The sequence below is a fragment of the Altibacter lentus genome, assembly GCF_000746845.1.
GTDB classification, from domain to species: domain Bacteria; phylum Bacteroidota; class Bacteroidia; order Flavobacteriales; family Flavobacteriaceae; genus Altibacter; species Altibacter lentus.
The window spans coordinates 2,236,702-2,251,086 of sequence record NZ_KN050846.1 but is presented as its reverse complement, the minus strand read 5'-3'; the positions used below and the strand labels follow the sequence as shown (position 1 = coordinate 2,251,086).

General features: G+C 41.3%; 19 protein-coding genes. 3 read left to right on the top strand and 16 right to left on the bottom strand.

The annotated features are described in order from the left end of the window. Positions 1-48 precede the first annotated feature (48 nt). From arfB to JS40_RS10355, 7 genes are all read right to left on the bottom strand, one after another. Positions 49-453: an alternative ribosome rescue aminoacyl-tRNA hydrolase ArfB gene (gene arfB, locus JS40_RS10385; RefSeq protein WP_034260322.1), complete on the bottom strand. Its 405-nt coding sequence runs from the start codon at positions 451-453 to the stop codon at positions 49-51. Further along, on the bottom strand, positions 453-1,979 hold the full coding sequence (locus JS40_RS10380; RefSeq protein WP_034260320.1) for a DUF4301 family protein: 1,527 nt from the start codon (positions 1,977-1,979) through the stop codon (positions 453-455). The genes arfB and JS40_RS10380 overlap by 1 nt, the downstream gene beginning before the upstream one ends. Position 1,980: 1 nt before the next feature. Next, positions 1,981-2,550 carry an AAA family ATPase gene (locus tag JS40_RS10375; RefSeq protein ID WP_034260318.1) on the bottom strand — a complete coding sequence of 190 codons (570 nt, stop codon included), beginning with the start codon at positions 2,548-2,550 and terminating at the stop codon, positions 1,981-1,983. After that, positions 2,511-3,143, bottom strand: coding sequence for a nicotinamide riboside transporter PnuC (gene pnuC, locus JS40_RS10370; RefSeq protein ID WP_034260316.1), 633 nt, complete (start codon positions 3,141-3,143; stop codon positions 2,511-2,513). Before pnuC ends, JS40_RS10375 begins: the two co-directional genes overlap by 40 nt. Beyond that, positions 3,127-3,387 (bottom strand): thiamine-binding protein, encoded by a 261-nt coding sequence (locus tag JS40_RS10365; protein ID WP_034260314.1) that lies wholly within the window; start codon positions 3,385-3,387, stop codon positions 3,127-3,129. Before JS40_RS10365 ends, pnuC begins: the two co-directional genes overlap by 17 nt. 67 nt (positions 3,388-3,454) lie before the next feature. Further along, positions 3,455-4,153 (bottom strand): phosphoglycerol geranylgeranyltransferase, encoded by a 699-nt coding sequence (locus JS40_RS10360; protein WP_034260312.1) that lies wholly within the window; start codon positions 4,151-4,153, stop codon positions 3,455-3,457. Beyond that, a complete protein-coding gene (locus JS40_RS10355; protein WP_034260310.1) occupies positions 4,150-4,794 on the bottom strand; it encodes a 4'-phosphopantetheinyl transferase family protein in 645 nt (214 codons plus the stop codon). Before JS40_RS10355 ends, JS40_RS10360 begins: the two co-directional genes overlap by 4 nt. 80 nt (positions 4,795-4,874) lie before the next feature. On the opposite strand from JS40_RS10355, the gene ahcY reads away from it, so the two are divergent. Next, on the top strand, positions 4,875-6,191 hold the full coding sequence (ahcY, locus tag JS40_RS10350) for an adenosylhomocysteinase (RefSeq protein WP_034260308.1): 1,317 nt from the start codon (positions 4,875-4,877) through the stop codon (positions 6,189-6,191). A 50-nt stretch (positions 6,192-6,241) separates the two neighbouring features. Here ahcY and JS40_RS10345 read toward each other — a convergent pair whose 3' ends face one another. Continuing rightward, on the bottom strand, positions 6,242-7,117 hold the full coding sequence (locus JS40_RS10345; RefSeq protein WP_051957557.1) for a hypothetical protein: 876 nt from the start codon (positions 7,115-7,117) through the stop codon (positions 6,242-6,244). Positions 7,118-7,167: 50 nt separating this feature from the next. Between JS40_RS10345 and JS40_RS10340 the strand changes: the two genes are divergently transcribed. Further along, positions 7,168-7,518 (top strand): TM2 domain-containing protein, encoded by a 351-nt coding sequence (locus JS40_RS10340; protein ID WP_034260306.1) that lies wholly within the window; start codon positions 7,168-7,170, stop codon positions 7,516-7,518. An 83-nt stretch (positions 7,519-7,601) separates the two neighbouring features. Here the strand turns inward: JS40_RS10340 and JS40_RS10335 are convergent, their stop codons facing one another. Beyond that, the gene (locus tag JS40_RS10335) at positions 7,602-8,159 is read right to left on the bottom strand and encodes a DUF3332 domain-containing protein (RefSeq protein WP_034260304.1); all 558 of its coding nucleotides are present in this window, start codon (positions 8,157-8,159) and stop codon (positions 7,602-7,604) included. Positions 8,160-8,328: 169 nt separating this feature from the next. On the opposite strand from JS40_RS10335, the gene JS40_RS10330 reads away from it, so the two are divergent. Then, a complete protein-coding gene (locus JS40_RS10330) occupies positions 8,329-8,967 on the top strand; it encodes a transglutaminase domain-containing protein (protein ID WP_034260302.1) in 639 nt (212 codons plus the stop codon). 67 nt (positions 8,968-9,034) lie between these two features. Here JS40_RS10330 and rpmA read toward each other — a convergent pair whose 3' ends face one another. The 7 genes from rpmA to mutY form a co-directional block, all read right to left on the bottom strand. After that, positions 9,035-9,298: a 50S ribosomal protein L27 gene (gene rpmA, locus JS40_RS10325; protein WP_034260300.1), complete on the bottom strand. Its 264-nt coding sequence runs from the start codon at positions 9,296-9,298 to the stop codon at positions 9,035-9,037. A gap of 60 nt (positions 9,299-9,358) precedes the next feature. Beyond that, the gene (gene rplU, locus JS40_RS10320) at positions 9,359-10,084 is read right to left on the bottom strand and encodes a 50S ribosomal protein L21 (RefSeq protein ID WP_034260298.1); all 726 of its coding nucleotides are present in this window, start codon (positions 10,082-10,084) and stop codon (positions 9,359-9,361) included. Between the two features lie 154 nt (positions 10,085-10,238). Beyond that, complete coding sequence (locus JS40_RS10315) at positions 10,239-10,676, bottom strand: DUF4199 family protein (RefSeq protein WP_034260296.1); 438 nt, start codon at positions 10,674-10,676, stop codon at positions 10,239-10,241. A gap of 131 nt (positions 10,677-10,807) precedes the next feature. Then, a complete protein-coding gene (gene gldD / locus JS40_RS10310) occupies positions 10,808-11,362 on the bottom strand; it encodes a gliding motility lipoprotein GldD (protein ID WP_034260294.1) in 555 nt (184 codons plus the stop codon). 4 nt (positions 11,363-11,366) lie between these two features. After that, positions 11,367-12,695, bottom strand: a complete 1,329-nt coding sequence (locus JS40_RS10305; protein ID WP_034260292.1) for a gliding motility-associated protein GldE — start codon at positions 12,693-12,695, stop codon at positions 11,367-11,369. Positions 12,696-12,716: 21 nt separating this feature from the next. Further along, the gene (locus JS40_RS10300; protein ID WP_034260290.1) at positions 12,717-13,178 is read right to left on the bottom strand and encodes a single-stranded DNA-binding protein; all 462 of its coding nucleotides are present in this window, start codon (positions 13,176-13,178) and stop codon (positions 12,717-12,719) included. Between the two features lie 61 nt (positions 13,179-13,239). Continuing rightward, positions 13,240-14,307: an A/G-specific adenine glycosylase gene (gene mutY / locus JS40_RS10295; RefSeq protein WP_034260288.1), complete on the bottom strand. Its 1,068-nt coding sequence runs from the start codon at positions 14,305-14,307 to the stop codon at positions 13,240-13,242. Positions 14,308-14,385 lie beyond the last annotated feature (78 nt).

The window sequence follows — 14,385 nt, the reverse complement described above, 5'->3', positions numbered from 1 at the left end:
CAGAAACAAAATCGGCACCCCTTTGAGATGTGATACAAAGATAAGGTTTTACTCTAATCTAGGAGGTTTCCTGTTCGATTTTTTTAGCGCCTGCTCCTTTTTGGTCTTCAGTCGGCGCTCCATGGCACTTTTTGATGGTTTTGTCTTTTTGCGCGGCTTTGCGACCTTAAGATGCTTCTTCAAAAGCGCAATAAGTCGTTCGATCACAAGTGCTTTGTTCTTATGCTGACTTCGGGTTTCTCCGCATTGCAACTGTATGGCTCCTTCTGAAGAGATTCTCGATTCCAATTTCTTCTGAAGGCGTTCCTTTTCTATGGAAGTCAATGCTTCCGAAGCAATTATATTAAAAGTGACTTCTACTTTCGAAGCAGTTTTATTGACGTGCTGCCCTCCGGGCCCGCTACTTCGCATCGCTTTAAAATCGCACTCTTTAATGAGTTTTTCAGTGTTCATCAGGCATTAGGTCGGTGCTCCTTTTGAAGGAGGTCATTTACTGTTTTCACAGGGTTAAAGGTCGATAACGGGACTTCAACAAATGCGGTGTTCCATTGCGCCATGCCCCCGTTCCACAGTCCCGGTAATTCGAGTGCTTTCAATAACTTTCCATGTTGCGACTTCGTAGCGATAAATCCTGCTTTCGGGTCTGTGAACTTCGTAAGATCAAACTTCTCCCCTTTGTAATTTTTCAATCCACATACTATATCCACCGGATTAAAATGGGTCGCTTCGTTCACGATCGCTTTTTGTCTTGGATCATCCAGATCGATTTGAGCCATTTCCACGATCTGCAGGGTGGTATTACCTGTTTCTGACTTCACCCAAAAAGGACCGCCGCCGGGAGCCCCTGTATTACGCACCACGCCGCACACACGGAGAGGCCTGTTTAAAATGTATTTTAACTCCTGTATGGTCTTGGGAATATCCTTAATGCTTAACTCGTTCCAGAGAAAGGAGCTGACCTCTTTAATTGATTCTTCGCCGTTCTCCTGCTCAAAATATTCCAAATAGCTAAAGATTTTTTGTTGCAGCCAAAGAAGTTTTCCGGCAAGTACTTTCTTAAAATAAGCGATCTGCTCGACATATTCTTCGGCGACCACGTTATCAATGTTCTTTATAAAGACAAGATCGGCATTTACTTCATTCAGGTTTTCCAGCAAGGCTCCATGACCGGAGGGCCGAAGGATCAAATTGCCTTTATCATCCCTAAAAGGTCTGTTCTCTTCGGTCACGGCAATTGTATCGGTTTCTTTTTTCTGAAACGAATACGAAATGTGGAACTGTGTTTTGGTCTTTTTACTAACCCGCTTTTGAATGTTGTTGAATTCCTCCTTAAAATAACCTACATGCGCTTCGCTAAAGGTAAAGTGCAGGTAGGCATCATCTTTTGACGATGCATAGTATGCACTCTCGTAGAGTTGTTCTTCAAAAGCTGTGGTAGCATATTTAGTATACTTGTGAAAAGGGATAAGACCTTTGGGAAGATTCCCAAAATTAAGTCCGTCCCTTTCCAGCATTGCCTTTACAAAATAGTAGCAACGCTGCCCCTTTTTACAATGTTTGTAATCCGGATAATTATGACGTATGACCTTTCTAACATCGTTGACAAAAGCAAAGTCCTTGAGGGCGTTCAAGAAAGTGGTCAACTCCTTACGCTCCCCTTCCTTTAAGTATGTATTGAGCTTTTCGTTTTTGGGATCGTAGGTATCCAAAAATTCGTGCAGAAACTGGAACATGCGAGTGGCCGCTCCAGATGCAGGTACAAATTTAACGATCTCTAATCCGTCCTTTTCGGCTTCGTACCGCGCGATCAATTTTTCCTGGACATTTTGCGGTATAACCTCTATTCCGTTGCCTTTGGAAGCTGCAGTGATGATGTGAACCGGAGGAATCCCTCTAACAAAGGTTTCCAGTTGTTTCACTACAGCATCAACAGTAAGTCCATGGTCCTTTATTTGCTGTAGGTCTTTATTTGTGAGCATGCTATGTAGTTTCCTTCAATAGTTTTTCAATTAGTTCAATAGCGCTTTGCAAGCGCTGAGTGTTGGAACCTCTTAAAATTGTATAGGGGAGACCTTGGTGTTGAAGTTCGGTTTCAAAAATACGAAATAGAGTTGACCTGTCATGTGGTCTGTCCCGCAAATTATCGGAAACCCACGGGGTATCAATATAGGTGAGAAAATAATGCTCATAATGGTTTTTTATTGCATATTCTTTAATGAGCGGAGGGCAAAAACCATCGTAGTAATATTCCGAATACACCTTGATCTCCAGCAAATTAGTATCACAAAAGAGCAACCTATCGGCTTCTTTGGCCGCCTTGTTTTCGTAACTCATCTGCCCTTCAGCAATAGGTAAAAGATCGTCTTTTGTAATCTTCTCTTGCTGCTGCTCCCACTTCTTTTCTAAGTAGGTTCGCATATATTCGGGCACCCAACGCGTATTGTAATGAGCTGACAGTTGTTTTGCCAATGTGGTCTTACCCGTGGATTCGGGACCGAACAATACAATTTTTAAGCAGTCTGAAGATTCTTGTTCAAGTGTTTTTTCCATGCCAGATAACCGTAGATTGCGATAATGGTAAAGATAAGATACTGAAAACTGGTAAACGTAAACCCTTTATAGAAATACAACGGCACCGAAATAATGTCGCCTACGATCCAGTAGATCCAATTCTCTATCTTACGTTTGGCCATAAGCCACATTCCCACAAAGAAAATAGCCGTAGTAAGGGTATCGACATAGGCTGTCCAGTGGTTCCATTTATCGAAAGCGGTATACACCAGATACACGAAAACAAGCGTTGCCAGAAAGATGAGAAGTGAATATTGCTTTTCTTGGCTCGTTGTTTCAGAAATGGGCGTGACGTGCAAAGGATCTATTTTCCGGGTCCATATATACCACCCATAAACGCTCATGATAAAATAGTATCCGTTGATCATCATATCCCCGAGCAGGCTCCACTTAAATAGCAGGTAGACAAAGATAGCAGTGCTTATCATTCCGGTAGGAAAGACCCATATCTTGTTCTCTTTTGAAAACCACACCGAAAGGAACCCAAAGACAACCGCAATGATCTCGAGAACAATGTCTATGGGTGCGTAATCTGAATATTGACCAAAAAGAAATTCAAAAATGGGGTTCATATCCACTTCTATCGGATTTTACTATTTTTATGTAGAGTAGTCCGCGCTCTACCGCTTCCAGCGCTGTTTTGATCTCCTTCTGAAGCACCTTCATTACGGCATCGTAATCTCCATAAACCTGTGTGCTCAAAGGATTCTCTAAAACGGTCAACCCCGATTCGCGTAGTTTTTTGATAAATTGAATGATGGCAGGTTCAAAATCATCCTGTAAGGGTGTAAGGGTAAGTTCTACTGAAATTTGCATTGTATTTTTATTGTTATGTTTGCTTGGTACTTGTCAACTTGATCACTTAAAATGCGTTTGGCCTTTCTTATGTCTTTTCAAACGCGGTCCCCATTACTACAAGGTCGGCACCGGCCGCAAAGGCCTTTTCGCGTTCCTTGGCAGTGCGAATACCGCCTCCTACAATTATGGGGATCTGAAGCATTTCTTTAACGGCAGAAATCACTTCGGGTTTTACCGGTTCTCTAGCCCCACTCCCCGCCTCCAGGTAGATCACTTTTGCCCCCATATAGGCTCCGGCCAAAGCGGTGTGGACAATTATTTCCAGTTCGGTCTGCGGCAAAGGTACGGTATTCGTCACACGTGCCACTGCAGATTCGGTCCCTCCGTCCAGTAGGATGTAGCCGGTTGGGATGATCTCCAGGTTGGATGTTTTTAACTGTGCAATGGATTTTACCTGCTGACCGACTAGATATTCGGCATTTCTACCGGACAATAAGGACAGGAACAGCAAGGCATGGGCCGAGGGAGTGATCTGTGTGTGATCCCCGGGAAATAAAAAGATTGGCAGCGTACTGTGTTGCTTCAGTGCGAGCACGGTTGCTTCGGTGTGACCGTTAGTGACACTGCTGCCTCCTACAAAGAGATGTGTGGTTTCTTCCGGAAGGGTTTTCAGAAAAGAAACTGTATGAGAAAGATCGAACTTGTCAGGGTCCACCAGTACGGCCAAACATTTGTGACCTTCGGCAATACGGGTGAGCAAGGTTTGATAATGCTTTTGCGTCATGGCATGTTCTCTTCGGCAATTAAGGCATAGGCCATTGTGAAGCCTTCAAATTCCAAGAACCATACACAATAGCGTTCTTTTTTGTCCTCAAAACGTACATTGGCAGTAGAATAGAGGTCCTCTAAGTGGAAATCCTCTACATAAATATGTTGCAGAAAGCTCACTCCGGGTCGGGCAAAGCTTTTGTAAAGTGATTCCTTGGCACCCCAGACCATGGTAAGTTTTCGCATGATGGCATCATCATTGGCAAGGGTCCTGTATTCCTCAATAGGCGTGAATTTGTGTGCGATCTTCAGGATCTTGGCACGTTGCTTCTCTATATCGATACCCACTTCGGCAGAACTGATAATAATAGCTGAAAAGATGAACGAATGGGTTATGGATATATGCTTCCCGTCGCTAAGATGCGGTTTTCCCAATGCATCATAATACAGGTCATGGTCTGTATATCCTTCTGCTGCGAGCAAATGTCGCACACTCATAAATCCACGACGGTGGAGGTCGCTTTTCATGTTGTCCACGCGTTCTCTACAATGTTTTGTAAGGATGATCCCTTCGGAAAGTTCTTCGAAGGATTCTTCGATCTTCCAAATGAGCACTTTAGTGCCGGAATCAACTGTTATAGTTTTGTAAAGTGGCATGATATATTGCGGATAATGTGTATTTTTGCAGTCCGAAAAACCTTCGGAAACGTATAAAATATAAATTCAAATATAGTAATATGTCTACTAAAACAGTGCCTTACACGGCGTATAAAGTAAAAGATATTTCCCTTGCAGATTGGGGGCGTAAAGAAATTGAACTGGCCGAGGCAGAAATGCCCGGATTGATGTCCTTGCGTGAAGAATACAAAGATGAGCAACCTCTAAAGGGAGCTCGTATAGCAGGGTGTCTCCATATGACCATCCAAACAGCTGTTCTTATCGAGACCTTGCAGGCATTGGGAGCAGAAGTAACCTGGAGCTCTTGTAATATCTTTTCAACCCAAGATCAAGCCGCTGCTGCGATCGCTGCAGCCGGAACTGCTGTGTATGCCTGGAAAGGTATGACCGATGAAGAGTTTGATTGGTGTATCGAGCAAACCTTGTTCTTCGGGGAAGACAGAAAGCCTCTTAACATGATTTTGGACGACGGTGGAGATCTTACCAATATGGTCTTTGACAAATATCCTGAACTGGCCAACGGCATTAAAGGTTTATCTGAAGAAACCACTACCGGCGTTCACCGTTTATACGAGCGTATGAAGAACGGAACCCTTCCTATGCCCGCTATTAACGTTAATGACAGTGTCACCAAATCGAAATTCGACAATAAATACGGGTGCCGGGAAAGTGCTGTAGATGCTATTCGTCGTGCTACTGATGTGATGCTTGCAGGAAAACGCGTGGTTGTGTGTGGGTATGGAGATGTAGGAAAAGGAACTGCCGCTTCTTTTAAAGGAGCAGGCTCTATTGTGACGGTGACCGAGATCGACCCGATATGCGCCCTTCAAGCAGCTATGGACGGATTTGAAGTAAAACGTCTTGAAACGGTTGTAGGCAATGCAGATATCGTGATCACAACTACCGGAAATAAAGATATTGTTACTGGCGAGCATTTTAAAGCAATGAAGGACAAGACCATTGTTTGTAACATTGGTCATTTTGATAATGAAATTGCGGTGTCTTGGCTGAAGCAGAACTACGGAAGCTCGAAAGTGGAGATCAAACCACAGGTAGACAAGTATACGGTAGACGGAAATGATATCATTCTGCTTGCTGAAGGACGTCTGGTAAATTTAGGTTGTGCCACAGGTCACCCAAGTTTCGTAATGAGTAACTCCTTCACCAACCAAACGTTGGCCCAGATCGAACTTTGGAAGAACAGTGACAACTACGAAAATAAAGTGTATATGCTTCCGAAGCATTTGGACGAGAAAGTAGCGAAATTGCACCTGGAGAAAATTGGGGTGGAACTCACCGAACTTCGTAAAGAGCAAGCCGATTATATTGGCGTGGAAGTAGAAGGACCTTTTAAACCCGAATACTACCGATATTAGACTAAATAATTAGTTTTAAATTTTGAACCCTCACTATTAAAAGTGAGGGTTTATTTTTTAATTAGTGTAACTCCGGCACGTTCATTAGTTTCTAAGTTTGTAAGTGTTCGAATAAAATTTTTCGAATCTATTATTTCAATTCGAACAGTATTAGGGGCTGAAGTTCCCACATTGAGTGCAAGCACTTCAATAAGAGTTGTCTCATCTTTTAGATCAATCATTATCGTTTTTTTCTTTCGAGTAACTGTGAAGTTGTCGAGCACCTTGCTTCCAGCAATTGCAAGATCAATTCTATCACCATCTTCCTTTCCGGCATCGTAAATAACCAATGTCACTTTTTGATCTTTCGTAAAAACACTGAGTGTTTCTCCTTTATTAATCAAATTCATACTTAAAGTGTCCAAAGTTTTTTTCATGTTAATACGATCTTTATCTTCTTGTTTTACGAAAATACTTCTATCGATTTTTCGATCTACTTTCTCGGCCCGTTCCACTATTCGCTCAAGATTTGCTAGTTGAATCTCTCCATTAACACATTCTTCTCCATTATTATAAAGACCTTTAAATGTTCCTTTGATTTGTTGCCGTTTATTAATTTTCTTTAATCTCCCCGTGAAATTAACATAACAAAAATCAGCTTGAGTAATCGATGATTTTGTATAAATGATTCCACTTTCCTTGAAGATAAGTAAATTCTCAGCATCATTAAAAGTTCCTGTAAGTAGTGATTTTGTTTCATGGGGCCCATTCAAATCGGTTATAGAGTGGCCAGTGATGAATCCATTATTTTCAGAAAAGATAATTTTATAAGAAATTAATGAGCTATCACTTAATTTGATAACCCCCAGATATTCATTATGTTGTTGAGCAAATAATGTAACATAAGAAAGTAAAAAGAGTATTAGGCACAGATAACGTTGCAACATTTGTAAAAATTATTTTTATCTTCACAAGATAACTATAAAACTAAATAATTATGAGATTAAAAATTATTCTTTCTATGCTTGTTATGGTAATGACCTATAGCTCCAGTTATGCGTCCTTTCCAGTTCAGCGAACTGTTACTTCCGCAGACACATCGGTAATGACAACTGTCGCCGATGAAGAAAAAACGCCTGTGTCTCCAGCTGCTACATCTGCTGCTTCAAAACAAATGTCGACAGCGTTGTTGCTTTGGTTTTTTCTTGGTGGTTTTGCGGGACACCGATGGTATTTGGGAAGTCCTGTAGGGTGGAATATTTTATTTATTCTAACTTTTGGAGGACTCGGTATCTGGTGGATTATTGATGGAATAGATATTATGACGGAAAAGTACCCCGGTCTTTAATTTTTGATAAAAAAACCCTCAACACATGTTGGGGGTTTTTCTTTTAGAATAGTTCCGGTTTAGTTTCCAACTGCGGTCATTCCTTATCTATAGTCATAGACCTCTTTATTGATCTTCGCCAGTCCTTCTTCGCGTGGTGTTGTAGGGTCCAACTTGATCTGCTCTCCGTTTGGAAGGTGATATACGATCAACCCTTCTTCAACAGAAGATAATTTGATCAATTCTCCGTTCTGCTTCACAGCATTCCAGGATTTTTCAGAAGGCTTATAAACAAGGTCCACACGTTCTCCTTTACGTTTCCCGTCGAGGATCTCGATCTCAAAGCGGTTCTTGCTGGCTTTCATCTCAAGCTTCGTGCCTTTGTGTTCTACGATCTGTGTTTCATACTCTCCTTCGGCCATGGCAATAGGATTACTCCCGCTCCAAAATTCGATCACGTTGAAGATCAGCACATCTCCAACAAAGAAAAGGGAATAAACAGGGATGATATTCAATCCCCAAAAAACCAGGTTGTTTACAAATTTACTGTCGCTTAGGTCGTTGTTCCAGTCCTTTAAATTGTTGAAGGCGCTAAACGAACCTAAACAACTTGAAAATAGTACTGAAGATGCCAGGGCACCACACATAATAAGTTTTCTCATAATAATTGGTTTTATAGATTATAGAATCAAATTACAAAAAATAGGGACCCGTGCTATTGGTTATAACATTTTATTAACCATATAGAATAGCAGTGTTAAGGTCAATAAAATGCTCAATAAAGAGGCAACTCCTGCGTTATCAATTAGATCTAAGTACTATTTGTGTTACATGAAACCGTTTTACCTCATCTTTATTTTTAGCTTTTGTATTCTTAATACACCAATAAGCAGCTTCGCCCAAGCTACGGGAAATAAATCGCTGAAGCCGGAAAAAGGAAGTACAACAACAGGTCAGTTGGCGAGAGCTATCACTAAAAATGCAATCTCAAGTGAGGAAAAAGCATTGGCAATTTTTAAGTGGATCGTGAGAACGATCGATTACGATCATGAATTGAGCGCAAGTACTACCCTGCAAGAACGCATATATACTTCAGAAAAAAATATTATCAAGAATGCCTTGGAACGTAAAAAAGCCCTTTGTGGCGGATATGCCTTTTTATTTCAAGAACTCTGTGCACAAGTAGGAATTTCTTCGGAAGTGATCCACGGTTACACCAAGCAGTATTCTTCCCAAGCAAACAGAAATAAAGTAAACCACACATGGAATGCGGTTAAATTAGATGGGAACTGGTATTTACTGGATATTACCTGGGCCAAAAGTCATGGAAGTGGCTATGAGCCCGATACATTTTGGTACCGCACAGCACCAAAGGATTTTATCTTTACACATTACCCCGAAGACACCAAATGGACCTTATTACGGCATCCCATCTCCAAAAAAGAGTTTGAAACACGTCCCGCACACTAAGACCTTATCCCATAAAAAAAGCCCCAATACAAGATTGGGGCTTTTTGTTCTTTAAGAAATACAATTCTTATGCTTCAGCATTAGGAATGATAGAAACATAGGATTTGTTATCCTTCTTCTTGGTGAATTTCACAACACCGTCCACTCTGGCGTGTAACGTGTGGTCTTTTCCACCATATACGTTCTCACCGGGATGGTGCGTATTTCCTCGTTGTCTTACGATGATATTTCCTGCGGTAGCAGCTTGACCACCAAAGATCTTTACGCCAAGGCGTTTCGATTCTGATTCTCTACCGTTCTTAGAACTACCAACTCCTTTTTTATGAGCCATTTTCTTTCGGTTTTATGTTCCCGTATCGCTACAGGATGTGTTATACAAAAGCCGGAACGCTTATTTCTCGATCCCGCCGTCTAATTTTTCTTGTAAAGCAGTCAACTCGTCCCATTTTCCTTCAGCCGCCAACTTAGCCTGTTTTGGCCAAGTATCTGTCACAAGATGTGACAAACGTGAGCTTGCTTCGGTAAGGATCTCTGCGATCGCTTCTGGTTTTGCCTTTGCTACTTTCGCAAAAGTGTCCAATCCGGCATTGACCATTGCTTCAGCAGCCTTTGGTCCAACTCCTTCGATCTTCTTTAGATCATCGGCCTTATCTGCTTTTTTTGCAGCAGCTTTGGGAGCGGCAGTTTTGGTTTCTTTTTTAGGTTCAGCCTTGGCTTTTGCCGGTGCTGCCTTTGTTGCTTCTTCTTTCTTTGGAGCTGTTTTTTTCTCTTCCTTCGCTTTTGAAGTAGTAGATTTCTTTCCTCCTGAAGCTACAATGCTTTCAATAACGATCTCAGAAAGGGATTGTCTATGACCATTTTTCTTCTGGTATCCTTTTCTACGTTTCTTTTTGAAAACGATAACTTTGTCACCTTTAAGGTGTCTAACGACTTTTGCTCCAATAAGAGCGCCGTCTATAGCCGGGGCGCCAATAGTGATCTTGTCACCGTCACCTACCAAAAGGACATTGTCGAACTCGACCTTGTCACCTTCATCGGTAGCTAAACGATTTACAAAAACCTTCTGGTCTTTCGCAACTTTTACTTGCTGCCCTGCTATCTCTACAATTGCGTACATAGCGTAATCGATTATATAATTAGTTATACAAAGCTTTCACTAATCCAGTAAAAGCGTTTTTCTCACCAAAGCGAACAGTGCTCGCAAAGGCGGGTGCAAATATAATTCTAATTAATTAAACCGCAAACAGTTTCTTTAAAATTAAAGGGTGTGATTAGGATTTGGTATTCCAGGATTCTTTAAGTAATTGCATAAACGCCAATGTAAGGACCAATGTGGTTGCAAAGCCCATGATCACCAAAGACATAATTACAATAAGACTCCCTTTATTGTAGCTCAATCCCCAAGAATCTAGAATGGCCTCGGCAAATTGGGTGTCGATTTGGAAGATATAAAGCGACATGAACGCGGCAAAAAGAACAGTAGCAATACCGCCTGAAAAAAGCCCGATCTGAAATCCTTTTTGGTATTTGAAATTCGTTTTATCTGTCTTATATGATTTCATGGCCATCAAGATCCCGGCGCCAAAAATAACGCCATTGGCAGCACTTAAAATTGGATATTGATGTAAGCCTAAAAGTTTGGTCAAAAGAAAGTAGGCAATTAATGCAATGGCGATTCCAATTCCGTATTTTATATAATATTTTCCCATAATTTGATGCTTGTAAGTGGTATAAATTTCGGGAAAATATTTCAGAATGGCGGGCCAATTAAAATTTTATTAACCTTTTCCGAAGAAATTTAGTCATCCAAAATTGCAGCAAAACACGAGCTAGACAAGGCTTATTCTTTCCATGTAAGCGTTTCCATTAGATGCCGGATGTCATTCCGAAGATACACCGCTGCCGGATAAATGGAGTCGAAATTAGGCTTTGATTTGAAGTAGAGAGATCCCGTAACAAAATGATTAACACTGTCGGTAGCATAGAACTGCGCCTGAGTCGCAGCATTTCCGTTAATGGTGTATAACATCCCGTAGACCTTGTTATCCGGATTCACAAATAGTTTTTCGGGGATGTCTACTGCTTTAATAGTGTGGTCGTACGTAAGTTTTTGAGCATCATACAAAAGAGAATCCAAGTTGTTGTTCTTCACTTCTCGATACGACAAATAGATGGTCGCATTCATGCCGGGATATTCTAAGTTCAACCAGCAATTGTTCTTGAGCACAAGCGATGCCTGCTTATTCATATCAAACGTATAGGGACACGCAACTCCCGCGTCTTTATAGTTTGGAGCAGGATATTCCAGCCGGAGTGCGGCGCTGGGTTTAACCACAACAGTGTCTTCGCACGAACTGAAGAGGATAAGAGCAATAAGTAATAAAAGAGAACGCATGCTGTTAGTTTATGGATAATTTCACTTGTTTGATACGCTTGTTGTCAAACGCTTCTATGGTAAACGCATAATTGTGAAATGTTATTACCTCGTCCTTCTTCGGAAATCCTTTCGATATCTCCAAGAGGAATCCGGCAAGCGTTTCAGACTCTCCTTTTTCTTCTTCAAAAAGCTGATTGTCTTCCAGTTCGATCACTTTGTAAAAATCCTTTAAGGGGGTCTTCCCTTCAAATACAAAGGTGGTCTCATCCAATCTGGAGAAGATAAGGTCTTCATCGTCAAATTCGTCACTTATCTCCCCTACGATCTCCTCAATGATATCTTCAAGAGAGATCAAACCACTGGTTCCTCCATATTCGTCCACAACAATAGCAAGGTGCATTTTCATATCCTTGAATTCATTGAGCAAATCATCCAATTTTTTATTCTCGGGGACGAAGTATGCCTCTCGTTTTAACGTGGTCCAATCCAATATCTTGCGATCTATAAATGGCATGAGGTCCTTGACATATAGAATCCCGGTAATGTTATCGATACTATCCTTATAAACGGGTATACGGGAATATCCTCGTGCGATAATATCCGGCATGATGTCCTTAAAGGGAGCCTCTTCATTTAGGGCGAAGATCTCCATCCTTGGCTTCATCACCTGCTTGGTATCTGTATTTCCGAAGGTAACGATTCCTTGCAGGATCTTTTGCTCTTCGTGGGTGGTGTCTTCTTCTCTGGTTAACTCCAAAGCCTGTGACAACTGGTCTACACTAAGATTGGATTTTTGCTTCCCAAACTTTGCATGTATATAAATGGTGGCCGCCCGCATTGGCAAACTTAACGGAGCAAACAATGTATCCAACACATTTAAAGGATACGCCATCAATACCGCAAATGAGATCCTGTTCCTGCTGGCGTATACTTTGGGAAGGATCTCCCCGAATAATAAGATAAGAAAAGTAGCAACCCCGATCTTTAATAAAAATACCGAGTCGATCTCAAAATAATAGAGATTCAATTTGTAGTTAAGCCCCTGGAACCAAACCGAACTAAGAGATTCGAACAAAAGGACGATAGCGATATTTATGGAATTGTTTGCCACAAGGATCGTGGCCAGTAGTTTCTTTGGTTTCGCGAGCAACCGTTCTACGATGCTCAACTTCTTAGTGATTGCCTTGTTCTCATTGCCTTCAAAATCACTGGTGGTCAACGAGAAAAAAGCCACCTCGGCCCCCGAGATAAGGGCAGAGCAAAGCAACAGTAATAACAATAGAACAATACTGGTTATATGGACAGCACTTACTAAAGGAAGAAACAATAAACTAGGAGGCTCTAGATCCAAGGTGTTGGTATTCGTTAATAATTAGAACGGAAGATCGTCATCTTCCTCTCCAATAGGAGCTTGTTGTTGGGTATTCTTTACATTTGAAGTCTCCGTAGCGCTCTGTGAATGTTGGTTTGCAGATGAGCCGGAATCATTCGATTCGCCTTTAGGAGTTAAAAACGTAAAATCGGTACATTGTATTTCGGTGCTGTACCGCTCATTTCCTTGATCATCTTGCCATTTTCGGGTCTTTAGTCGGCCCTCAACGTAAATCTTATCACCTTTTTTTAGGTATTTCTCACAAATTTCAGCGGCTTTATTTCGCACCACAATGTTATGCCATTCGGTATTGACCACTCGTTCGCCTGTGGTTCGATTGGTGTAGGATTCGTTAGTAGCCAGTGGAAATCTCCCGATACTGCCGCCTCCCTCAAAATAGTGCATTTTTACGTCATCACCCGTATGCCCAATTAGCATTACCTTGTTTAATGTCCCACTCATGATCTTCTAATTTTTAGATTCGTACAAAGGTATAGTATGAGTTTTAAATATAGGACTTTTTTCAATTTTTCATGCCGGAAAAATTTGAAATGAAATTTTCAATAAGCACAGGAACTGCGTAGTCGTCCATGCTTGAAATAGCAATAGCATTCGCTGGTATTTGTAAGCATTCCACGATCCAAAACCACGTGTACAGGTGTTGATGCGAAAGTTTGTGGACCACAGGCTCATTATTATACAGTGAAATAGCGGTTATGTTTATTTCTTCTGAAATAGAACGATACCCTTCCAACGATTGCAATTGCTTCAGCGTTACTTCTGAAGCAGTTTCAATAAGAGGAAACTCATACAACTGCTGCCAGATTCCTTTTTGTTTACGCTGTTGTAATATGGTTTGTCTGTCTTCAGAAAGAATGACCATATAGTTGAAATACCTTTTTTTGATCGTGCTTTTCTTCAACTTCACAGGCAACAGACCCACCTTTCCCGTCTTGTACGCCTCGCAACGGTCGCTGAATATACATGTTTGGCAAACCGGATTTTGAGGAACACAATATTGAGCGCCAAATTCCATGATCGCCTGATTGTAAGTACCGGGCTGTGAGGGGTCCAACAACGCCTGTGCCAGCGTTTTGAAGTCTTTAATGCCCTGAGTAGAATTAATAGGTGTTTCCACTCCAAAAACACGGGAAAGGACCCTGTACACATTCCCGTCGACTACAGCAGCAGGTTCCGAATAGCATATAGAAGCAATGGCACTGGCCGTATAATCTCCCACTCCTTTAAGCTGCAAGAGCTCCTTATAGGTTCCGGGAAATGCACCCTCCAGATCGTGCACCACAAACTTGGCCGCAGCGTGAAGATTGCGAGCTCTGGAATAATACCCTAATCCCTGCCATAATTTTAAAATTTCGGCTTCATTGGCTTCAGCAAGCGATTCTATTGTAGGAAATGCCTTAATAAATTTTAAATAGTACGGAAGTCCCTGGGCAACACGTGTTTGCTGTAGTATTATTTCAGAAAGCCAGATAAAATACGGATTGGAAGTGGTACGCCAAGGAAGCATTCTTCTATTCTGTAAATACCACGCTATGAGTTTGTTAGAAAAAAAAGGGGAGATTTTTGGCATTTGACAAAATTAGCCTTTATCTAATTATAATTTAACGGTTTATGGTTTGAATTATTGATTTTAAAATTCTTATATTTG